The organism is Azonexus hydrophilus (genome assembly GCF_001956855.1).
In the GTDB taxonomy this organism is placed as follows: domain Bacteria; phylum Pseudomonadota; class Gammaproteobacteria; order Burkholderiales; family Rhodocyclaceae; genus Azonexus; species Azonexus hydrophilus_A.
In genome coordinates, this window is record NZ_MTHD01000003.1 from 382,641 (window position 1) to 404,107 (window position 21,467).

22 protein-coding genes are annotated in these 21,467 nt (G+C 60.8%); 7 read left to right on the forward strand and 15 right to left on the reverse strand.

Features of this window, described 5'->3' with window-relative positions; all coding sequences use genetic code 11:
- Window positions 1–13: 13 nt before the first annotated feature.
- Window positions 14–1,312: an isocitrate lyase gene (gene aceA, locus BJN45_RS10545; RefSeq protein WP_076094963.1), complete on the reverse strand. Its 1,299-nt coding sequence runs from the start codon at window positions 1,310–1,312 to the stop codon at window positions 14–16.
- A gap of 303 nt (window positions 1,313–1,615) precedes the next feature.
- Between aceA and BJN45_RS10550 the strand changes: the two genes are divergently transcribed.
- A complete protein-coding gene (locus tag BJN45_RS10550; RefSeq protein ID WP_076094965.1) occupies window positions 1,616–3,412 on the forward strand; it encodes a methyl-accepting chemotaxis protein in 1,797 nt (598 codons plus the stop codon).
- 102 nt (window positions 3,413–3,514) lie between these two features.
- Here BJN45_RS10550 and rraA read toward each other — a convergent pair whose 3' ends face one another.
- The 3 genes from rraA to clpS all read right to left on the reverse strand — a co-directional run bounded on the left by rraA (window position 3,515) and on the right by clpS (window position 6,640).
- Window positions 3,515–4,006: a ribonuclease E activity regulator RraA gene (gene rraA / locus BJN45_RS10555; RefSeq protein WP_076094967.1), complete on the reverse strand. Its 492-nt coding sequence runs from the start codon at window positions 4,004–4,006 to the stop codon at window positions 3,515–3,517.
- 64 nt (window positions 4,007–4,070) lie between these two features.
- Window positions 4,071–6,332: an ATP-dependent Clp protease ATP-binding subunit ClpA gene (clpA, locus tag BJN45_RS10560; protein ID WP_076094969.1), complete on the reverse strand. Its 2,262-nt coding sequence runs from the start codon at window positions 6,330–6,332 to the stop codon at window positions 4,071–4,073.
- Complete coding sequence (clpS, locus tag BJN45_RS10565; protein ID WP_076094972.1) at window positions 6,332–6,640, reverse strand: ATP-dependent Clp protease adapter ClpS; 309 nt, start codon at window positions 6,638–6,640, stop codon at window positions 6,332–6,334. Before clpS ends, clpA begins: the two co-directional genes overlap by 1 nt.
- Before the next feature lie 271 nt (window positions 6,641–6,911).
- On the opposite strand from clpS, the gene BJN45_RS10570 reads away from it, so the two are divergent.
- Entirely contained in the window at window positions 6,912–7,115 is a 204-nt protein-coding gene (locus tag BJN45_RS10570) for a cold-shock protein (RefSeq protein WP_028994647.1), read from the forward strand.
- A gap of 82 nt (window positions 7,116–7,197) precedes the next feature.
- Here the strand turns inward: BJN45_RS10570 and soxZ are convergent, their stop codons facing one another.
- From soxZ to moaC, 3 genes are read right to left on the reverse strand one after another with little or no spacing between them, the layout of a single operon-like run.
- Window positions 7,198–7,509, reverse strand: a complete 312-nt coding sequence (gene soxZ, locus BJN45_RS10575; RefSeq protein ID WP_076094974.1) for a thiosulfate oxidation carrier complex protein SoxZ — start codon at window positions 7,507–7,509, stop codon at window positions 7,198–7,200.
- Window position 7,510: 1 nt separating this feature from the next.
- On the reverse strand, window positions 7,511–7,963 hold the full coding sequence (gene soxY, locus BJN45_RS10580) for a thiosulfate oxidation carrier protein SoxY (protein WP_240494546.1): 453 nt from the start codon (window positions 7,961–7,963) through the stop codon (window positions 7,511–7,513).
- A 43-nt stretch (window positions 7,964–8,006) separates the two neighbouring features.
- On the reverse strand, window positions 8,007–8,489 hold the full coding sequence (gene moaC / locus BJN45_RS10585) for a cyclic pyranopterin monophosphate synthase MoaC (protein ID WP_076094978.1): 483 nt from the start codon (window positions 8,487–8,489) through the stop codon (window positions 8,007–8,009).
- Between the two features lie 64 nt (window positions 8,490–8,553).
- Here moaC and BJN45_RS10590 point away from each other — a divergent pair, with 64 nt between their 5' ends.
- Genes BJN45_RS10590 through pabB form a run of 3 tightly spaced genes read left to right on the forward strand, consistent with a single transcriptional unit; the run spans window position 8,554 to window position 12,004 of the window.
- Window positions 8,554–10,002 (forward strand): M48 family metalloprotease, encoded by a 1,449-nt coding sequence (locus tag BJN45_RS10590; RefSeq protein WP_076094980.1) that lies wholly within the window; start codon window positions 8,554–8,556, stop codon window positions 10,000–10,002.
- A 38-nt stretch (window positions 10,003–10,040) separates the two neighbouring features.
- Window positions 10,041–10,268, forward strand: coding sequence for a sulfurtransferase TusA family protein (locus tag BJN45_RS10595; RefSeq protein ID WP_076094982.1), 228 nt, complete (start codon window positions 10,041–10,043; stop codon window positions 10,266–10,268).
- Window positions 10,269–10,276: 8 nt separating this feature from the next.
- The gene (gene pabB / locus BJN45_RS18040; protein ID WP_088179061.1) at window positions 10,277–12,004 is read left to right on the forward strand and encodes an aminodeoxychorismate synthase component I; all 1,728 of its coding nucleotides are present in this window, start codon (window positions 10,277–10,279) and stop codon (window positions 12,002–12,004) included.
- A gap of 36 nt (window positions 12,005–12,040) precedes the next feature.
- Here pabB and BJN45_RS10605 read toward each other — a convergent pair whose 3' ends face one another.
- The 4 genes from BJN45_RS10605 to BJN45_RS10620 form a co-directional block, all read right to left on the reverse strand.
- Entirely contained in the window at window positions 12,041–14,878 is a 2,838-nt protein-coding gene (locus BJN45_RS10605; RefSeq protein ID WP_076094989.1) for a valine--tRNA ligase, read from the reverse strand.
- 65 nt (window positions 14,879–14,943) lie between these two features.
- Window positions 14,944–15,330: a hypothetical protein gene (locus BJN45_RS10610; protein ID WP_076094991.1), complete on the reverse strand. Its 387-nt coding sequence runs from the start codon at window positions 15,328–15,330 to the stop codon at window positions 14,944–14,946.
- 11 nt (window positions 15,331–15,341) lie between these two features.
- Window positions 15,342–15,764: a DNA polymerase III subunit chi gene (locus tag BJN45_RS10615; protein WP_076094993.1), complete on the reverse strand. Its 423-nt coding sequence runs from the start codon at window positions 15,762–15,764 to the stop codon at window positions 15,342–15,344.
- Window positions 15,761–17,257, reverse strand: a complete 1,497-nt coding sequence (locus tag BJN45_RS10620) for a leucyl aminopeptidase (RefSeq protein ID WP_076095285.1) — start codon at window positions 17,255–17,257, stop codon at window positions 15,761–15,763. The genes BJN45_RS10615 and BJN45_RS10620 overlap by 4 nt, the downstream gene beginning before the upstream one ends.
- 72 nt (window positions 17,258–17,329) lie before the next feature.
- Between BJN45_RS10620 and lptF the strand changes: the two genes are divergently transcribed.
- On the forward strand, window positions 17,330–18,412 hold the full coding sequence (gene lptF, locus BJN45_RS10625) for an LPS export ABC transporter permease LptF (RefSeq protein ID WP_076094995.1): 1,083 nt from the start codon (window positions 17,330–17,332) through the stop codon (window positions 18,410–18,412).
- Entirely contained in the window at window positions 18,412–19,497 is a 1,086-nt protein-coding gene (gene lptG / locus BJN45_RS10630) for an LPS export ABC transporter permease LptG (protein WP_076094997.1), read from the forward strand. The genes lptF and lptG overlap by 1 nt, the downstream gene beginning before the upstream one ends.
- Here lptG and BJN45_RS10635 read toward each other — a convergent pair.
- The 4 genes from BJN45_RS10635 to BJN45_RS10650 are packed head-to-tail and all read right to left on the reverse strand — an operon-like array spanning window position 19,456 to window position 21,417.
- Window positions 19,456–19,911 carry an RDD family protein gene (locus BJN45_RS10635; protein WP_076094999.1) on the reverse strand — a complete coding sequence of 152 codons (456 nt, stop codon included), beginning with the start codon at window positions 19,909–19,911 and terminating at the stop codon, window positions 19,456–19,458. The genes lptG and BJN45_RS10635 overlap by 42 nt on opposite strands.
- A gap of 20 nt (window positions 19,912–19,931) precedes the next feature.
- Window positions 19,932–20,444, reverse strand: coding sequence for a DUF3106 domain-containing protein (locus tag BJN45_RS10640; RefSeq protein WP_083651203.1), 513 nt, complete (start codon window positions 20,442–20,444; stop codon window positions 19,932–19,934).
- Window positions 20,414–20,812, reverse strand: coding sequence for a DUF3619 family protein (locus BJN45_RS10645; RefSeq protein ID WP_076095004.1), 399 nt, complete (start codon window positions 20,810–20,812; stop codon window positions 20,414–20,416). Before BJN45_RS10645 ends, BJN45_RS10640 begins: the two co-directional genes overlap by 31 nt.
- Window positions 20,809–21,417, reverse strand: a complete 609-nt coding sequence (locus BJN45_RS10650) for an RNA polymerase sigma factor (protein WP_346417542.1) — start codon at window positions 21,415–21,417, stop codon at window positions 20,809–20,811. Before BJN45_RS10650 ends, BJN45_RS10645 begins: the two co-directional genes overlap by 4 nt.
- Window positions 21,418–21,467: the final 50 nt, after the last annotated feature.

The following is a 21,467-nucleotide window of genomic DNA, read 5'->3' on the forward strand; positions in this document are numbered from 1 at the left end:
AGCGGTGAGCTTCTTAGTGGAACTGTTCTTCTTCGGTCGAACCGGTCAGCGCGGTAACGCTGGACTTGCCACCCTGGATCACGGTGGTGATGTCGTCGAAGTAACCGGTGCCGACTTCCTGCTGGTGCGACACGAAGGTGTAGCCACGGTCGCGGGCAGCGAATTCCGGCTCCTGAACCTTCTCGACGTAAGCCGACATGCCGCGAGCAGCGTAGTCCTGGGCCAGGTCGAACATGTGGTACCACATGTTGTGGATGCCAGCCAGGGTGATGAACTGGTACTTGTAGCCCATGGCGCCGAGTTCCTTCTGGAACTTGGCAATGGTGGCGTCGTCGAGGTTCTTCTTCCAGTTGAAGGAAGGCGAACAGTTGTAGGCCAGCATCTTGCCCGGGTGAACCTTATGCACGGCTTCGGCGAACTTGCGGGCGAACTCCAGATCCGGCGTACCGGTTTCGCACCACACCAGGTCGGCGTAGTCGGCGTAGGCGATGGCGCGGGAGATGGCCTGGTCCAGACCCTTCTTGGTCTTGTAGAAGCCTTCGGCAGTGCGCTCGCCGGTCAGGAACGGCTTGTCGTTCTCGTCGTAGTCGGAGGTCAGCAGGTCAGCGGCTTCGGCATCGGTACGGGCGATGACCAGGGTCGGCACGCCATAGACGTCGGCAGCCATACGGGCAGCGATCAGCTTTTGCACGGCTTCGGTGGTCGGAACCAGAACCTTGCCACCCATGTGGCCGCACTTCTTGACGGAAGCCAGTTGATCTTCCCAATGCACGCCGGCAGCGCCAGCGCGGATCATCGCCTTCATCAGTTCGTAGGCGTTCAGCACGCCGCCGAAACCGGCTTCAGCGTCAGCGACGATCGGCAGGTGGTATTCGACGTGGCCGGCATCGCCCTTGTTGATGTTCTTGGACCACTGGATCTCGTCGGCGCGGTTGAAGGCATTGTTGATGCGCTCGACAACCTTTGGCACGGAGTCAACCGGGTACAGCGACTGGTCCGGGTACATGGCGGCGTATTCGTTGTTGTCGGCAGCAACTTGCCAGCCCGACAGGTAGATTGCCTTGATGCCGGCCTTGGCTTGCTGCACGGCTTGGCCACCGGTCAGGGCGCCCAGGCAGTTGACGTACGGGGTGTTGTTGACCAGATCCCACAGCTTCTCGGCGCCGCGACGGGCCAGGGTGTGTTCAACCTGGAACGAGCCACGCAGACGGACGACGTCAGCAGCGGAGTAACCGCGCTTGATGCCCTTCCAGCGGGGGTTTTCTGCCCAGTCTTTTTCCAGGGCGGCAATTTGCTGTTCGCGAGTGCTCATGTGTATTCCTCAAGAGTTGGGTTGGGAAATCAGGTTTTTGCGCCGAAACATTACTGCTTCTGCGATGTCCGAGAGTATAGAGAAAATCATGCAGGGCAGCAATGGTCTTATATAAGACATAAGACAAAATTATTTCATTTTAAAACAATGGTCTGTGTTTTATTTTTCACGATACGAAATGCTATTTGTGCCGGTGAAATGCGTTGCAGCATTTTTTCCCGTTGCTTTCCTTGATCTTTATGCTTGACCTCGTCAGTCAACAGGGATTGAATTCGACAAATTTATAAAATTCTGGTGATTCGTATGGAATTTATCAAACGCCTCTACGACTGGAACGAGCGCACCTTCTGGAACTCGTTGACCAAGAAGTTGATGAGTTTTCTGCTGCTGTTCTTCATCGATCTGGGTTATCTCGGGATTTACGTGCACCAGAAGCGGATGGTGGCCGAAGAGCTGGCAAAGTCCGGCGCGGCGTCCGATGTCCTGCAGCGCCTGGCCGAGAGCCTTGATTACGGCCTGATGCTGATGATCGTGCTGACTGCCATCGCCTTGTGCTGGAATGTGCTGCAGATACTTTACATCCGGCATCTGATCCTGCGCCCGGTGCGCATGATCGCGACGATTTTCGACGAGATCGGTCGTGGCGAAGGCGATTTCTCGCGCAACCTGCCGACCATTACCCACGATGAGTTGCGGACGCTGGCCGAGGCCTACAACCGTTTTGCCGACAAGATGCGCGAGATCATCAGCGAAGTGCGCAAGATGAGCGTGAACATCGCCCGCGAAGCGGTAGTGGTCAAGCGGACGGTTTCATCGACGGCAGTGCGTGCCGACCAGCAGGGGGAAATTGCCAATTCGGTCTTCGGCGCGAGTTCGGAGGCCGTTCAGGCGATCCAGGAAGTTTCCAGTTCGGCCGAAATGATTTCGCACTCCACGGATACCAATCTGGCGACGGCGCGCAATTCACTCGGCGAAATGCAGGAAATCGTCACCAAGGTGCAGCTGGTCAGTGACAAGCTGCATCAGTTCAACGACACCGTTGGTCATCTGGCCAAGCGTTCCGACAGCATCCGGCAGATCGCCGGGCTGATCAAGGATATTGCCGACCAGACCAATCTGCTGGCGCTGAATGCGGCGATCGAGGCGGCGCGGGCTGGCGAAATGGGCAGAGGTTTTGCCGTCGTTGCCAACGAAGTGCGCAAACTGGCCGAGCGCGTCAATCTGGCGACCCAGGAAATCACCGTCAACATCGGCGGCATGATCGATCTGGTGCGGGAAACGCAGAGTGAAAACGAAGTCATCAACAACGACATCCGCCAGACCCGCGAGGTCGTCGAGCGTTCGTCCGGCGAGTTCCAGCAGATGGTCGGCAATTTCGAACGAACCGGCGACCAGCTGAACCAGATTGCCGCAGCGATGGAGCAACTGACGGCAACCAATTCGCAGGTGCACGAGTCCGTACGGCAGGTTCACGACCTGTCGGTCGAGGTCGCCGGCAGCATGAAGGCGTCCGAAGAAACGACGCAGATGCTCAGCCAGGCAACCGAAAGCGTGCAGGAACTGGTGTCGCGCTTCAAGATCGGACGCGGTGCCTTCGATTTCAACGTGGACAAGGCGCGCCTGTTCCGCGATACCGTTCAGGACAAGCTGGCCGAAATGGCGGGGCGCGGCATCAATATCTGGGATCAGAACTACCAGCCGCAACCCAACACCAATCCGCAGAAATTCCAGGTCAGCTACTGCAGCGCCTTCGAGCAGCAGATGCAGCCTCTGCTGGAGAGCGCGCTAACCAGCCTGCGGGGCGGTGTCTACGCGTTGATGATCGATACCCGTGGCTATGGGGCGATCCACAATCAGAAATTCTCGAAGCCGCTGACTGGCAATTACCAGAATGATCTGGTCGGCAATCGCACGCGGCGGATCTGGGACGATGTGACCGGCCAGCGTGGGGCGAAGAATACCCAGCCGATGCTGGTCCAGACCTACGCCCGCGATACCGGCGAAATCCTGTCGGAAATCAACATGCCGATCATGGTTGGCGGGCGTCACTGGGGGGCGGTCCGCGTCGGTTGTGAAAGTACGGTGTTGCTCGAAGGCTGAGGCGCGGATTGTTGCGGTCGACCGGCCGCAACAATGGTTTTTCCCCTGCAAGCGTTTCCCGAGCCCGGCTAGCGCAGGGGCACCGACGTTGCCGGGTTCATCTCAGCACAGCGGCTTGGTCGAGACCAGGACGCCATCCTCGTCGGCGTAGAGATATTCGCCGGGGTGAAAAGTGACGCCGCCGAAGGTCAGCGCCAGGTTGCGGTCGCCGATGCCTTTCTTGACGGTCTTTTGCGGGTGCGTGTTGAGCGCGCGCACGCCGATGTCGATGCCGTTGATGTCGCCCGAGTCGCGGATACAGCCATAGACGACAGCACCTTCCCAGCCGTTCTTGTGGGCCAGGATCGCCAGCTGGTCGCCGACCAGCGCGCAGCGCAGCGAGCCGCCACCGTCAATGACCAGCACCTTGCCGTGGCCGGGTTCGTTGAAGATCTCGCGCACCAGCGTGTTGTCCTCGAAAATCTTCAGCGTGACGATTTCGCCGGAAAAGCTCGTGCGCCCGCCATAGCGCTGGAACATCGGGGCGACGATGCGTACCGTCTTGCCCAGTTCGGCTTCGAACTGATCGCACAGGTCAGGGGTCTTGAAGGTCATTCTTGTCTCCGGAAATAAAAAAAGCCGTGCAATCTTGCACGGCTTTCGGGGCGAAAGGCAATCGTCAGACAGTTGCTTCGACGTCTTCTTCCTCAAAATCGAGCCGGATTTTGCCCTCGCCATCGAGGTCGACCGTAACTTTGCCACCGCTGGCCAGCTTGCCGAACAGCAACTCGTCGGCCAGTGCCGAACGGATCGTGTCCTGGATCAGACGCGACATCGGACGGGCGCCCATCAACGGATCGAAACCCTTCTTTGCCAGCATTTCCTTGACCGCGTCGGAGAAGTGGGCTTCCACCTTCTTCTCGTGCAACTGTTCTTCCAGCTGCATCAGGAACTTGTCCACCACGCGCAGGATGATGTCGTGGTCGAGCGGCTTGAAGGAAATCGTCGCGTCCAGCCGGTTGCGGAATTCCGGCGTGAACAGGCGCTTGATCTCGGCCATCTCGTCGCCGCTCTCCTTGCTCGACGTGAAGCCCATCGACGACTTCTGCAGATCGGCGGCGCCGGCATTGGTCGTCATGATGATCACCACGTTGCGGAAATCCGCCTTGCGCCCGTTGTTGTCGGTCAGCGTCCCGTGGTCCATGACCTGCAGCAGGATGTTGTAGATGTCCGGATGTGCCTTCTCGATTTCGTCGAGCAGCAGCACGCAGTACGGCTTCTTGGTGATCGCTTCGGTCAGCAGGCCGCCCTGGTCGAAACCGACGTAGCCCGGGGGGGCACCGATCAACCGGGAAACGGCATGGCGTTCCATGTATTCGGACATGTCGAAGCGCTGTAGTTCGACGCCGAGGCAGTAGGCCAGTTGCTTGGCAACTTCGGTCTTGCCGACGCCGGTCGGGCCGGAGAAGAGGAAGGAGCCGATCGGCTTGCCCGGGTTGCCGAGGCCGGAACGGGCCATCTTGATCGCCTTGGCCAGTGCGTCGATGGCCTTGTCCTGGCCGAAGACCGTCGCCTTCAGGTCGCGGTCGAGATTCTTCAGCGCGCCGCGGTCATCGAGCGAGACATGCTGCGACGGGATGCGGGCGATCTTGGCGACGATTTCCTCGATGTCGGTCTTGCTGATGGTCTTCTTCTGCTTCGACTTCGGCAGGATGCGTTGGGCCGCACCGGCCTCGTCGATGACGTCGATGGCCTTGTCCGGCAGGTGCCGATCGGTGATGTAGCGGGCCGACAGTTCAACCGCCGAGGACAGCGCCGTTGCCGAATACTTGATGCCGTGGTGCGCCTCGAAGCGTGCTTTCAGGCCCTTGAGGATTTCCAGTGTTTCGGCGACCGACGGTTCGTTGACGTCGATCTTCTGGAAGCGCCGCGACAGCGCGCTGTCCTTCTCGAAGATGCCGCGGAACTCGGTGTAGGTCGTCGCGCCGATGCACTTCAACTGACCGGACGACAGCGCCGGCTTGAGCAGGTTGGAGGCATCGAGCGTGCCGCCCGAGGCCGAGCCGGCGCCGATCAGTGTGTGGATCTCGTCGATGAACAGGATCGCGTGCGGGTTGTCCTGCAAAGCCTTGAGCACGCCCTTGAGGCGCTGCTCGAAGTCGCCGCGGTACTTGGTGCCGGCCAGCAGCGAACCCATGTCGAGCGAATAGACGTTGGCCTGCGCCAGGATTTCCGGTACCTCGCCCTCGACCACCTTGCGCGCCAGGCCCTCGGCGATCGCCGTCTTGCCGACACCGGCTTCGCCAACCAGCAGCGGGTTGTTCTTGCGCCGGCGGCACAGCGTCTGGATGACGCGTTCCAGTTCCTTGTCGCGGCCGATCAGCGGGTCGATCTTGCCCTGCAGCGCGAGCGCGTTGAGGTTGATCGTGTACTGTTCGAGCGGCCCGGCTTCGGCCTTCTCGCCTTCGGTCTCGACCTCGCCTTCCGGCGTTGCCTTCTGTTGCTGCGGCACCTTGCTGATGCCGTGCGAGATGTAATTGACGACATCAAGCCGGGTGACGCCCTGTTTCTGCAGGAAATACACTGCGTGCGAATCCTTTTCGCCGTAGATGGCGATCAGCACGTTGGCGCCATTGACCTCCTTCTTGCCGGAGGATTGCACGTGCAGGATGGCGCGCTGGATGACGCGCTGGAAACCGAGCGTCGGCTGGGTGTCGATGTCGTCCTCGCCAGCGACGGTCGGCGTGTGTTCGTTGATGAAGTTGGTCAGATCCTTGCGCAGCGCATCAGGCTTCGCCCCGCAGGCGCGCAGGGCGTCGGCGGCGGATGGATTGTCGATCAGGGCCAGCAGGAGGTGCTCGACGGTAATGAACTCGTGGCGCTTCTGGCGCGCCTCGACGAAGGCCATGTGCAGGCTGACTTCGAGTTCCTGGGCAATCATCAGTTTTCCTCCATGATGCAGGCTAGCGGGTGTTGGTGTTGGCGGGCGTGTGCCGCCACTTGTTCAACTTTGGTTGCGGCAATGTCGCGGGGGAAAATCCCGCAGGTGCCACGACCCTCGTTGTGAACTTTGAGCATGATTCGTGTCGCTTGTTCAGTATCCAACGAAAAAAAACGCTGCAGAACATCGATGACGAATTCCATCGGTGTGTAATCGTCGTTCAGCAACACCACCTTGTACATCCGTGGCGGTTGCAGCTTGCTGCGCAAGGCCTCAAGTTGCCCGCCGTCCTGAATCTTCGTAGCCATGCGTTCGATTCTATACAGTCCATTCCAATCTGCAACAACAGAGATGGGGGTTGTTCGGGGAAAATACAAGCTTGACAAGCAATTCTCTTGCCTGATTCATGCTGCGCTGCCGCATGGAAAAATGTTGACGCAAAAATTCAACTGGCGTAAAAAACGGCTGTGTTTGGATTCAAGTTGCATCATGGGTGCCATGCGTACCGGGTCGCTGAGCTCAAACAGGGAGTCGGGGAGACCCGGGAATTTGTACGCTTTTTGTAGGAAAGTAGCAGATATGGCAATCGGTACTGTCAAGTGGTTCAATGATTCCAAGGGCTTTGGTTTTATTACGCCCGATGATGGCAGCGAAGACCTCTTCGCACATTTTTCCGCCATCAACATGAATGGCTTCAAGACCCTGAAAGAAGGCGAAAAAGTCTCCTTCGAAGTAGTGCAAGGTCCGAAGGGCAAGCAGGCTTCCAACATCCAGCGCGCCTGATCCGCGGATAGCTGGCAAGCAAAAAGCCCGTCTGTTTCCAGGCGGGCTTTTTTTCGTCCGGGTTTCATGCGGGGCATGCAACTCAGGCGATGGTCATTTCGTCCTGGCGTTCGGCACCGTTGTTGTCTGTCCAGTGCACCGAGAGCTTGTCACCGGCCTTGACGCCACGGGCCTTGAAGGCAAACAGCGGATTTTTCGAGATCGAAGTGTTCAGTTGTCCTTCGACCAGCAACTGGCCGTTGAGCTTGACGGTGAATAGCTGGATGAAATGCATCGCCAGCGTTTGTCCGTTTTCATCCCGGCGTTGTCCGGTTTCCATCGGATGCTGCATAAGGATGCGTATGTCGGCAATTTCGCCCTGAATCTGTGCGCGGATACGGATTGGTTCGCTCATCTCAGCCTCCGCAACCGCCAAGGGTGACCTTGATTTCGCGGAAGGCGACGTGGGTCTTGCCGTCCGCTGTCCGGACGATGGCCCGGATGCGCATTGTTTCAGCCATTTTCAGTTGGACCTTGGCGTAGGGCAGGGCGGCGCCGGCAAAATTGATTTCCGCGCACAGCGGCATCGGGTTCTTGTCGGCCAGCAGCAACAGGCTGCGCGTGTTCGGCAGTTTGCTGCTGATTTCCACTTCGACCTTGGCCCCGTTTTCGGCAATTTCCGGGGCATTGATGACGACATCCCGCGATTCCATTGCTGCTGCGATGCCCAGGTTTTTCAGTGCATCGGCGCTGCTGCGTGCGGTGAAGGCATTGCGTTTCCATTCGTTTGCGGCCCAGGCCCGGCCTGGTACCAGCAGGCCCGTACCCAGCAAGGGCGCCAGCAGTGCCGCCGAGGCGCCGCCTTTCAAGAATTTTCTGCGAAGTTCCATGAGTCCTGTCAGTCGTGTGATTTCAGTTGCCTTGCCAGTGTCCCGACTTGCCGCCCTTTTTCTCGATCAGGCGGAGGTTGTCGATGCGCATGCCACGATCGACGGCCTTGCACATGTCGTAGATGGTCAGCAGGCCGATCGAAGCCGCCGTCAGGGCTTCCATTTCGACACCGGTGCGGCCAAAGCATTCCGCCGTGACCTCGCAATGCACCGCCGTGGCGGCTTCGTCGATGGTGAATTCGGCGGCGACACGGGTCAGTGCGATCGGGTGGCACAGCGGAATCAGTTCGCCGGTGCGCTTGGCGGCCTGGATGGCGGCGATGCGGGCGATGCCGAGGACGTCGCCCTTGCTGGCGGAGCCGGCGCGGATCAGCGCCAGGGTCTCCGGTTGCATGAAGATGCTGCCGGCGGCACGAGCGATGCGGGCGGTTTCGGTCTTGGCGCCAACATCGACCATGTGGGCCTGGCCGGTGCTGTCGAAATGGGTCAGGGGGGAGTCGGTCACGGTGGATTACTTTTGGTTACGAAGAGCCCGGCAGGAGGCCGAAAGCCTGCGCTATCATAGCACCATGCCTTTTTCCCGACGCCTCATCGCCGCCTTGCTGGTTGTTTCGCTGGCTGCTTCTCCGCTTGCCGCGCAGGATCTGCCCGAGCTCGGCGAGGTGTCCAGCGACGCCTTGTCGGTGGCGACGGAACGACGGATCGGTTTGCAGATCATGCAGGAAATCCGGCAACGGGAAGCCAGTTATCTCGATGATTACGATGTCGAGGCCTATCTCAACCAGTTGGGCGGGCGGCTGGCGGGGTTCAGTGGTGATCCGGGCTTCGGCTTCGAGTTTTTTGCGCTCAACGATCTGAGCATCAATGCCTTCGCCATGCCTGGTGGCTACATCGGGGTTCATACCGGCCTGATCCTGGCGGCACAGAGCGAGTCCGAACTGGCCGGCGTGCTGGCGCATGAAGTCTCGCACGTGACCCAGCGGCATATTGCCCGCCAGTTGTTCCAGTCAAAACGCATCGGCATTGCCTCGATGGTGGCGATGGGGCTGGGCTTGCTCGCTGCGCGCTCAAGTCCGCAGGCGGCAAGTGCTGCAATTGCGACTTCCCAGGCTGGGGCGATGTCGGCACAACTGGCCTATTCGCGGGATTTCGAGCGCGAGTCGGATCGCCTGGGTTTCGAGATGCTGGGCAAGGCCGGTTTCGACGAACGCGGCATGGCGCTGTTCTTCGAGCGCCTGCAGCAATCGGTCCGGTTGTACGAGAACAACGCGATTGCCTACCTGCGTACCCACCCGCTGACCGGTGAGCGTCTGGCCGACATGCAGAACCGGGAGCAGGGCTTGTCCTACCGCCAGGTTCCGGATAGTCTGGATTTTCATCTCGTGCGGGCCAAGCTGCGAGCTGCGCAGGGGCGTCCGGCAGAGGCGATCAAGGATTTCACGGCGCTGCTGGCCGAGCGCAAGTTCATTTCCGAGCCGGCGATTCGCTACGGCCTGGCAACGGCGTTCTATCGTGACCGTGACTGGCCGGCGGCACAGCGCGAAATCGATGCGGCGCGTGCGCTCGGACAAGCGTCGGCGATGCTCGATCGTCTGGCTGCCGATGTCCGTATCAAGGGCAACAAGGCGGACGACGGGTTGCGCATTTACCGCGAGGCAATGGCGCGCTATCCCCAGAACCGGGCATTGATCTACGGGTACGGCAGTGCCTTGCTGGAGGCAAGGCGCCCCAACGATGCCTTGCGCCTCTCTGAATTGCAGTTGCAGACCCAGTCGGCGGATCTGCGCTTGCACCGGCTGCGGGCGGCCAGTTATGCCGCGCTGGGGCAACGTGGCATGCAGCATCGCGCGCTGGCCGAGGTGTTCGCGCTGCAGGGGCAGACGGCGGGTGCCATCGAGCAGCTGGAACTGGCCCGCAAGGCCGGCGACTCGAATTTCTACGAAACCTCGGCGATTGACGCCCGCCTGCGCGAACTCAAGCTGCGGCATCTGGAAGAGCTCAAGGAAAAACGCAATTGAGGGTAAAATCCCATGCTTGTCCTCACTGTTGAACGACCATGGAATTTGACCGCGAACTCGACGTTAAGGGTCTCAACTGCCCGCTGCCCATCCTGCGCACCAAGAAGACCCTGGCAGAAATGGAATCGGGGCAGGTCTTGCGCGTGCAGGCGACCGACCCAGGCTCCCTGAAGGATTTTCCTGCCTTTGCCAAACAGACCGGCAATGAACTGGTCGAGCAACGGGAAGAAAATCGCGTCTTCGAGTTTTACCTGAAGCGCAAATAAACTCCGGCTTGACCGCATTTTTCGAAGATCGGCGGGCGCCAGCGGGTGAACCCGCCGCTTGGCTTTTCGAGCGCCATTTTTCGCTGCTGGAGGTGGTCGACCGCAAGACGCTGGACGAGGCTCTGCAGCAGCTCGACAGCGAGCCGGCGTGGACCGTCGTGGCGCTGGAATACGAACTCGGCTACCTGCTCGAACCACGCTCGGCGCCGTCGGGCTGGCAGCCGGACGGGCGACCGCTGGCACGTTTCTGGCGTTTTCACGAACGCAGCGAAATGAACGCCGAGGCTGCCGCCGGATGGCTGACCGACAACGCGCCGGGACAGCCCGCCGGCGTCGCCAACTGGCGCGAGGCAATCGATGAAAATGCCTATCTTGTTGCGGTCGACAGCATCAAAACGCTGATTTCCGCTGGCGACTGTTACCAGGTCAATTTCACCTTCCCGGTCGAGTTCGACTGGTTCGGCGCACCGCTCGACCTTTACGCCAGGTTGCGTCAGCGGCAGCCGGTACGTTATGGCGGCTTTGTCGGCGATGGCCGGCAGGGCATCGTCTCGCTGTCGCCGGAGCTGTTCGTCGAACGCCGTGGCGACCGCTTGCTGACCCGGCCGATGAAGGGGACGGCGCCGCTCGATGCGCCACCGGAAGCGCTGCGCGATTCGCTGAAGGACCGCGCCGAGAACCTGATGATCGTCGACCTGCTGCGCAACGACCTCGGGCGCATTGCCGACAGTGGCAGCGTCCGTGTCGACCGTCTGTTCGCCATCGAGGATTACCCGACGGTGCGCCAGATGGTGTCGGAGATTTCAGCTTCAGTCACCGGCCGGCGCTTCGCCGAGATACTGCCGGCGCTGTTTCCCTGCGGCTCGATCACCGGCGCGCCGAAGATCCGGGCGATGCAGATCATCGGCGAACTGGAGGCAGGGCCGCGCGGTATCTACACCGGCGCTTTCGGCTGGCTGGCGCCGGATGGCGATTTCCGCCTCAACGTCGCCATCCGCACGCTTGAACTGGCGGCGGACGGGCGAGGGCGGATGGGCATCGGCAGCGGCATCGTCGCCGATTCCGAAGGCGCTGCCGAATGGGCGGAGTGCCGGCTGAAGGCGGGATTCCTGCGCGATTGCGACCCCGGCTTGCAGTTGATCGAAACCCTGCGCCGCGACGGCGGTGTCTATCCGATGTGGCAGGGGCATCTGGCGCGTCTGCGGCATTCGGCCGCCTGGCTGGGTTTTCCGCTCGACGAACAGGCGCTGTGCCGGAAGCTGGCCGAGCAACCGACCACCGGCATCTGGCGGGTGCGGCTGACGCTCGACCAGGCTGGCGGGATTGCCGTGCAGTCCTTTCCGCTGGCGGCGACGCCGTCTGAAATCCAGGATGCCGTGCTGACCGGAGCGGCCATCGACGCCGATGACCCCTTGCGCCGGCACAAGACAACGGCCCGTCCGCTTTACGACGCAGCCTTGCGTGATCTGCCGGCCGGTTGTTTCGACGCGATCTTCCTCAACCAGCGCGGCGAGATTGCCGAAGGTGCGCGCAGCAATATTTTCGTCGAGCGCGACGGCATCCTGCTGACCCCGCCATTGGACAGTGGCGCCTTGCCGGGTGTTTTGCGGGCGAGTCTGCTGGCCAGCGGGCGGGCGCGCGAAGCGGTGCTCTATCCGGCGGATCTGGCCGAGGGTTTCTGGCTGGGTAATGCGCTGCGTGGCTTGCTGCCGGCGCGTTTGCGGTCGACTGCCTGAAAAAACGGATTTTCAGGCAGTCGACCGCAGCAGGACTCAGCCGAGTTTGGCCAACTGCGGCTTCAGCTTGTCCAGCGTTGCCGTGAAGTCGGCGACGCGCTGCTTTTCCTGATCGATCACGGCGGCCGGTGCGCGGGCGACGAAGCCCTCGTTGTTCAGCTTGCCCTGGGCAATCGAAATCTGCTTCTCCAGTTTTTCGATTTCCTTGGCCAGACGAATCTTCTCGGCGGCAACGTCGATCTCGACCTTGAGCATCAGCCGGGTCTCGCCGACGACGGCGACCGGTGCCATCGCGTCGTCCGGCATGTCGGCGACGATCTGGACTTCGGAGAGCTTGGCCAGCGCCTGCAGGATCGGGGCGAATTCGGCGATATCGGCACCGCCACCGGTGACCAGCAGCGGCATGCGCAGGGCCGGCGAGACGTTCATTTCGCCACGCAGGTTACGGCAGGCGTGGGCCAGCGCCTTCAGGCGCTCGACCTTGGCTTCGCTGGTTTCGTCGAGACGCGACAGATCGGCACGCGGGTAGGCGGCGAGCATGATCGAGTCGTGCGTCTTGCGCCCGGCAATCGGTGCGACGGTCTGCCACAATTCCTCGGTGACGAACGGGATCAGCGGGTGCGCCAGGCGCAGGATCGCTTCCAGCGTGCGGATCAGCGTCCGCCGGGCGCCGCGTTGCTGGGCTTCATCACCGGTCTGGATCTCGACCTTGGCGATTTCCAGGTACCAGTCGCAGAACTCGTCCCAGACGAACTTGTAGATCGCCTGGGCGACCAGGTCGAAACGGTAATCGGTGAAGTGACGTTCGACTTCCTGCTCGACGCGTTGCAACTGGCTGACGATCCAGCGATCGGCAAAGCTGAATTTCAGACGCGCTTCGCCTTCGGGCACGTTGCACGCACCGCCCTGCAACTGCTGGTGATCGAGCGCCAGGTCGTGGCCTTCGACATTCATCAGCACGAAGCGGGTGGCATTCCACAGCTTGTTGCAGAAATTGCGGTAGCCGTCGCAGCGGTTGAGGTCGAACTTGATGTCGCGACCGGGCGAGGCGAGCGAGGCAAAGGTGAAGCGCAGCGCGTCGGTACCGAAGGACTGGATGCCTTCCGGGAATTCCTTCCTGGTCTTCTTGGCGATGCTTTCCGCCTGCTTCGGGTTCATCAGGCCGGTCGTGCGCTTTTCGATCAGCGCCTCGAGGCCGATGCCGTCGATCAGGTCGATCGGGTCGAGCACGTTGCCCTTCGACTTCGACATCTTCTGGCCTTCGCCGTCGCGGATCAGGCCGTGCACATAGACGTGCTTGAACGGGATCTGGCCGGTGATCTGCTTGGTCATCATGACCATGCGGGCAACCCAGAAGAAGATGATGTCGAAACCGGTGACCAGCACCGACGACGGCAAATATTGCTGCAACAGCGGGTTGACCGCATCAATCGCCTCGTCGCCTGTCCAGTCCAGCGTCGAGAACGGCCACAGCGCCGACGAGAACCAGGTGTCGAGGACATCTTCGTCGCGGCTCAGTGCGCCGGTATAGCCCTGTTTGGCGGCTTCTGCTTTGGCTTCCTCTTCGCTGTGAGCGACGAAAATCTGGCCGTTGTCCCCGTACCATGCCGGGATCTGGTGGCCCCACCACAGCTGGCGGGAAATACACCAGTCCTGGATGTTGTTCAGCCACTGGTTGTAGGTATTGACCCAGTTTTCCGGGTAGAACTTGATTTCGCCGGAATGGACAACCTCAAGCGCCTTTTCCGTGATCGACTTGCCGTCGTCGCCGGGTTTGGACATCGCGACGAACCACTGGTCGGTGAGCATGGGTTCGATGACGACATTGGTCCGGTCGCCGCGCGGCACTTTGAGCTTGTGCTTGTCGACCTTGACCAAGATGTCCTGCTCTTCGAGATCGGCGACGACAGCCTTGCGGGCGTCGAAGCGGTCCAGTCCACGGTATTTCTCGGGGGCGTTGTCGTTGATCCTGGCATCCAGCGTCAGGATCGAGATCATCGGCAGGCCGTGGCGCTGGCCGACGGCGTAGTCGTTGAAGTCATGCGCCGGCGTGACCTTGACGCAGCCGGTGCCGAATTCGAGATCGACGTAGCTGTCGGCAATGATCGGAATTTCGCGGTCGGTCAGCGGCAGCTTCACCATCTTGCCGATCATGTGCTGGTAGCGCTCGTCTTCCGGATGGACCATGACGGCGGTGTCGCCGAGCATGGTTTCCGGGCGCGTCGTGGCGACCACCAGGCTATCGCTGCCATCGGCCAGCGGATAGCGGATCTGCCACATGAAGCCGTCTTCTTCTTCCTGCACCACTTCCAGGTCGGACACGGCGGTATTCAGCTTCGGGTCCCAGTTGACCAGGCGCTTGCCGCGGTAGATCAGGCCTTCGTTGAACAGGCGGACGAAGGTTTCGGTGACCACCTTGTTGAGGCCGGCATCCATCGTGAAACGCTCGCGTTTCCAGTCCGGGCTGGTGCCCATGCGGCGCATCTGGCGGGTGATCGTGCCGCCGGAGTATTCCTTCCATTCCCAGACCTTTTCCAGGAACTTCTCGCGGCCGAGGTCGTGGCGGCTGATCCCCTGGGCATCAAGCTGGCGCTCGACGACGATCTGCGTAGCGATGCCGGCATGGTCGGTGCCCGGCTGCCACAGCGTGTTGTGGCCGCGCATCCGGTAGTAGCGGGTGAGCGCGTCCATGATCGTCTGGTTGAAGCCGTGGCCCATGTGCAGCGTGCCGGTGACGTTGGGCGGCGGCAGCAGGATGCAGAAATTATCCGCTTTGCTGCGGTCGACCCCGGCAGCGAAGTAATTTTGCGCTTCCCACTCGGGATACCAGCGGCGTTCGATGTCGGCGGGTTCAAAGGCTTTGGCGAGTTCCATGGACTTGGCGGAAAAGGGGAAAACCGGCAATTATACCGGAGCGCCGCCCGCCCTTTGCCGCGATCTCAGCGCTGCGGGTCGCCGGCCTTCGTATCCTGCTCCGCCAGCAACTCGCTGACGGCCGTCGCGACGATCCGCGGAATTTCTGCCAGCAGCCGCTGTTCAACGCGTCGGCCAAGTTCTTCGACGAGGGCGGCGCCCCACTCGGTATCGATGGGGGGAACGGCCCTGTCTTCGGCGACAACCGGAGCGGGGGCTGCTGCCTCGACCAGCGGCGCTGCCGGGGTTTCTGTTTTCTCCCCTGCAGCGGGTGCGGCAATGTCGACCAGTACGGGAATGTCGTCGTCGATATCGATGGCGTCGGTCAGTACCGGCACCTCCTCGCTATCTGCTGTGGCCAGATGGCGGCGCTGCATCAGGGCGTCGGCGCGGGCGAGGATGGGGCTGGGCATCGGGCGGCGTCCTAGCGGTCGTTCAGGTCGAAGTAGCGGACTTCGCAGCCCTGTTCCTTGTAGAAGCGCACGCGTTCGCGGGCAGCGAGGCGTTCGTCTTCATCTTGGCCGACGACTTCGATCAGGCTCTGAAAACGCTGGTAGCCGGCCGGGATTTCATTCGACAGGTTCATCAGGCGTTCGTCCTGGGCAATATGCTCCAGCTTGTCGGCGATCAGGATCGGCGTTTCGGCTGCCAGTGGCGAGTCGGCCCGGCAGTGCGGGACGAAGCTCAACTGTTCGCGCGTCCACAGCATGCGGTCGACGTGGTCGGCGATCGATTTTTCCGGGGCATAAACCAGGATCGGCTTGCGCTTGGTCCAGGCGCCGTTGATCAGTGCGCAGGCGGCGGCGATCTTGTCCGAAGCGCCGTGATAGAAGAAGACCTGGGTCAATTGACTTGTCCCGCACGTTGCAGCAGGTAGTGGGTCAGCAGTGGTACCGGCCGTCCGGTCGCGCCCTTGTCGGCACCGGATTTCCAGGCGGTGCCGGCAATGTCGAGGTGTGCCCAGTCGTACTTCTTGGTGAAGCGCGACAGGAAGCAGGCGGCCGTGATGGCGCCACCCCAGCGGCCACCGATGTTGCCCATGTCGGCGAACGGGCTCTTCAGCAGCTCCTGATATTCGTCCCACAGCGGCATGTGCCAGGCGCGGTCGCCGGTTTCCTCGCCGGCTTCGAGCAGGTCACGGGCCAAGCTGTCCTTGTTGGCGAACAGGCCGCTGGCGACATGGCCGAGGGCAACGACGCAGGCACCGGTCAGCGTCGCCACGTCGATCACCGTGTCCGGCATGAAGCGTTCGGCATAGGTCAGTGCATCGCACAGGATCAGCCGGCCTTCGGCGTCGGTGTTGAGGATTTCGATGGTCTGGCCGGACATCGACGTGACGATGTCGCCCGGCCGCGTTGCGTTGCCGTCCGGCATGTTCTCAGTGGCTGGCACGATGACCGTCAGGTTGATCGGCAACGCCATGCGTGCGACCGCCTTCATCGTGCCAAGCACGGCGGCAGCGCCGCACATGTCGTATTTCATCTCGTCCATTTCGGCTGCCGGTTTCAGCGAAATGCCGCCGGTGTCGAAAGTCACGCCCTTGCCGACGAGGATGATTGGCTTGTCGCCGGCCTTGGCGCCCTTGTAGTGCAGGACGATCAGTTTCGGTGCTTGCTGGGCGCCACGGGCGACGGCCAGCAGGGCGTTCATGCCCAGTTTTTCCATGTCGGCGCGGTCGAGGATCTCGCAGCCGAGCTTGAATTCGTCGGCGAGTTCCTGTGCCTGTTCGGCCAGGTAGCCCGGGTGGCAGATATTTGGCGGCAGGTTGCCCAGGTCGCGCGTCAGCGCGCTGCCTTCGGCAATGGCCTGGCCCTGCTGCAGCGCGTTCTCGGCCGCCGTCAGTTCGTTGCGTCGTTCGACAATCAGCGTCAGCTTGCGCAAGGGGCGCCGTGCATCGTCGTTCTTGCTCTTGAAATGATCGAAGCGGTAGCTTGCGTCCTGCGCAATGATCGCAGCCTGCCTGATGCGCCAGGCGATATCACGCTTACGCACGGCGATTTCGGACAGGAAGAACGTTGCGTCCTGGGCGCCGGTTTCTGCCAGCGTCTTGATTGCCAGGCGGAATGCTGCAGAGAAATCCTTCTCGCGGAATTCCTTTTCCTTGCCCAGTCCGACCAGCAGGACGCGATCACACAGCGTGCCCGGCACGTTGTGCAGCATCAATGAGGTGCCGGCCTTGCCGTTCATGTCGCCCCGGCGAATGATGTCGCCGATGAAGCCGTTCGATGCATTGTCGAGCAACTCGGCCGAAAGGGTCAGGCGTCGATGCTCGAAAATGCCAACCACGACACAGCTGCTACGCTGTTTTTCCGGGCTTCCGCTTTTTATGCTAAATTCCACGCGCTGCTCCTGTACCAAGGAAATATCGGCATCCGGTGGATTATCCACGTATTTTTTCGGTTTCGTCAAAGCATGATATTCGAGCGCGCCGCACGGCGTGAATTTGCTCAGGCAGCTGCCGGCATCAGCGTTGTGCTGCTGGCCATTCTGACCTCCATCCAGTTGATCCGCCTGCTCAAGGACGCAGCCGGCGGCCGCATTGCGCCCGAAGGGGTGCTGGCGCTGCTGGGCTTTGCCGCGGTCAAGTTTCTGCCGATGTTGCTGACGCTGACATTGTTCATTGCCGTCCTGCTCCCGCTGTCGCGCATGTACCGCGACTCGGAGATGGTCGTCTGGATGTCCAGCGGCATGCCGCTGACGGCCTGGGTGCGCCCGGTTCTGCGTTTCGCTCTGCCCATGGTGCTTGCGGTCGGCGCCCTGTCGCTGGCGCTTTCTCCGTGGGCCAATCAGGCGCAGGGAAACTTCCAGGCGGCTCTATCGGCCCGTTCCGAGCTTTCATCGGTGACCCCCGGGGCATTCAAGGAAGTACGCAAGGGGCGCCAGGTCTATTTTGTCGAACGCATGGACGACGATGCCGGGAAAATCGGTAATGTCTTCGTCGCCTCGATGCAGGATGGCAAGCTTGGCGTGGTGATGTCGGATTCCGGCGGCCAGGAGGTTCACGAAAACGGCGACCGCTTTCTGGTGCTGGAGAATGGCCGGCGCTACGAGGTGGAGCCCGGTAGTGCGGCTTTCAAAGTGATGGATTTCGAGCGTTATTCCATCCGGACCGAGGACGGCAATGCCGAGCCAGCCGGGCTGTCGCCGCGTCGCATGCCCCTCCTGGACCTCTTGGGGCAGTCGACTGCCGACATGCGCGGAGAATTGCTCTGGCGAATTGCCATGCCGGTCTCTGCCGTCATTCTCGCCTTGCTGGCCATTCCCTTGTCGTACGTGAATCCACGGGCCGGACGTTCAGCCAACATGCTGATCGCGATCATTGTCTATGCGATCTATACCAATCTGATTTCGATCTGCCAGGCATGGGTGATTGGCGGCAAGCTGCCTTTCGCCGTCGGTGTCGTGCTGCCTCACCTGGTGATGCTGCTGCCGCTGGGCCTGCTGTTTTATGGCCGGATGTTCGGCCTGCTTTTCTGGCAACGACGGAGTAGCTGATGTTCAAGGGTCTGGTCTATCAGCGCTATCTGATGCGGGAAACGCTGTCGGCGATTTTGCTGGTGCTGCTGGCTTTCGTGGCCCTGTTCGGGTTTTTCGATTTTGTCGAGGAGTTGCGCGGTGTCGGGCGAGGTCGTTATGACGTCGTTGTGGCGGTGTCGACTGTGGTGTTTTCATTGCCGGGATTGGTCTATGAGTTGATACCGGTCGCCAGCCTGATCGGTACGCTTTATGCGCTGGCGACTCTGGCCCGGCATTCCGAGATTACCGTACTGCGGGCTTCCGGACTGGCGACGGGGCAGTTGCTGACAACGCTTTATCGACTGGCAGCCGTCCTCGCGCTGGCCACGTTCCTGATTGGCGAAATCCTCGTGCCGGTCGCTGATCGTCTGGGCCAGGAGGTCAAGGCTGAGGCGATGAACAAGTCGTTTGCCCAGCAGGGCTTCCTGAGCGGCATCTGGGTCAAGGATGGACGGAATTTCGTCAATATCCGGAATGCTGTCAGTGAAAGCTATCTGGAAGATGTGCGCATCTACAGTTTTGATGAAGACAACGCCCTGCGATCCGTCATCGAAGCCAGGACGGCATCCTTTGCCGAACGCAAGGGGTGGTTGATGAGTGATGTCATGAAAACCACGCTGACGGGTGAACAGGCCAGTGTTGAGCGTGTGGCAAGCGATGTCTGGCAGTCGTCGATCAACCCCGATCTGCTTTCGGTACTGATGGTCGCGCCTGAGCGGATGTCGCTCTACGACCTGTTCAGCTATACGCGGCACCTGTCGGACAACCGGCAGAACACCGAGCGCTACGAAATTGCAATCTGGAAGAAGATCATCTATCCGCTGGCCTCGCTGGTCATGGTGACGCTGGCTTTGCCTTTCGGCTATTCGCATGACCGTGTGGGTGGTGTCAGCCTGAAGATATTTGGCGGCGTGATGCTGGGTATTGCCTTCTATGCGCTGAACGGGCTTTTTTCCAATCTGGGGGTCATCAACGCCTGGCCGCCGGTAGCGAGTGCGGCTGCACCGGCAGCGCTGTTCCTGCTAGCGGCCGGACTTCTGATCTGGTGGGTCGAGCGGCGCTGACCCGCTGTCCCTGACAATCAGGGTGCCGGCGATGCGGTCATGCAGAAACTGCCCATCGCGATCAAACAGTGCCCAGATGATGCCGATGCCGAACAGCATGATGCTCGGCCAGGCCGCCATGTAGCGCAGCACGGCCTGCAGCGGTCGTGGTGCAGCCCCTTTTTGGTCCACCAGTTTCAGTTTCCATGTTTTCATCGGCAGCGTCTGTCCGCCATGCAGCCAGCACCAGACAAAATACGCCATCAGCACCAGAAAAACATGGAGCCACATCGCTTTGCCGCCCAGATGCATGCCGAATCCCGAGAGAACGACCTGCGGGAACAGGAAGGTGGCGAGCAGGATGGCAAAGACAACCAGGCTTTCATAGAGCATTGCGCCGAGACGGCGCCCAATGCTGGATGGATCATGGATCATTGTTGACTGTGTGGCCGGAATTACTGGGCGACGGGCAAGGATGTGTCTGTCGATTCTGCCGGCGAGGGTTGTGGCGGGGCAAGAAGGATAGCCGATTTGTGGCGTTCGCGAACGCCCTGTTTCTCGTCGTCGGGCAGTTGCTTGTAAGCCGACCATTTCTTCTTGATCAGGTCTTTCTGCTCGTCGGGCAGGCGGTTGATTTCCCGGTAGTTGTCGCGGGCCCTGGCACGTTGTTCCGGGGTCAGCTTGACCCAGTCATGCATGCGCTTCTGGACGCGTTCCTTTTCGGTTTTGCTCAATTCCGGATAGCGTGAGGCAGTCGTCAGCCACTGTTTGCGGCGGACATGTTCCATTCGCGCCCATTCGTTTTCAAGGGGGGCGAGAATCTTCTTCTGGCTTGCTGACAAGGCAGGCCACTCAGGCTGTGGTGGCGTCCCGAGAATGGCAGTGGTCGGCGGGGTGGCCCCGGCCGGTAGCAGGCAGGCAAGCATCAGGGCCAGTGCTACTCCTCCGAGGTATCGTCTTTTAGCCATTCGAGGAATTCGTTGTCGAGCAATACATCCGGTGGCAGGTCGCCGGTCAGCAATGCGCTGTCTACGGCTTCCACTTCGGTGATGTACTGGTCGCTGTGCCAGTAGAAGGACAACCACATGCCGAAAAGCAGGGCGCAGATGGCGAGGATTTGCTTGATTCCGTTGCCTGAGCTGTCTTCTCCGGAAGGCAGGGGCTGCCAGTCAGCAGTGGCGGTGCCGGCAGTAGCCAGTGTTCCGATGGATTGCTTCTGCCGGGACAGTGCGAGATGACGTGCCGCTTCCAGTCGCCGTGCCGAGATGGGCGAAATTTCCTGCAGGCCATGATTGAGTGCCTGCCGGATGCGATATGCCTGTCTTTCTTCGTTCATAGTTTGATCCCCTTGGCCGACAGCGCCGAGGCCAGCGTGTGCGTGGCTCTGGAGCAATGGGTCTTGACGCTTCCCTCGGAGCAGCCCATTGCGTTAGCTGTTTCGGCGACATCCATGTCCTCCCAGTAACGCATGACAAAGGCTTCCCGTTGACGCGGGGGGAGTTTTTTTAATTCGTTTTCAATGATTTCCAGCGTTCGGCTTTGCAGCAGTTCGCTTTCCGGCGTCCGGGCTTCCCGTTGGTCCTGGGTGCTCTGCAGTGTTTCCAGCGGGTCCTGGTCCTCGTCGTCGGAGGCGAATGCCGAGAGGGCTGTGGTCCACAGCGAGCGAACCTTGCTGCGCCGATAATAGTCGCGGATGGTGTTCTGCAGGATGCGCTGGAACAGCATCGGGAATTCCTCGTCCGGCCGATCCCCGTATTTTTCCGCCAGTTTCATCATTGAATCCTGGACGATATCGAGGGCTGCTTCCTCGTCGCGTACCGCATACATGGCTTGCTTGAAGGCGCGGCGTTCGGTGTTTTCGAGGAAGGTGGAGAGCTGACGCGGCGAGGCCAGGATGTTTCTTTCGGCGTGTGGATCGGGGCGGTTGCGTTTCGGAAGCAGAAACCTTGACCGCCCGGGGGGGTGTCGATTAAGGTTACGCCCTTTTAGGT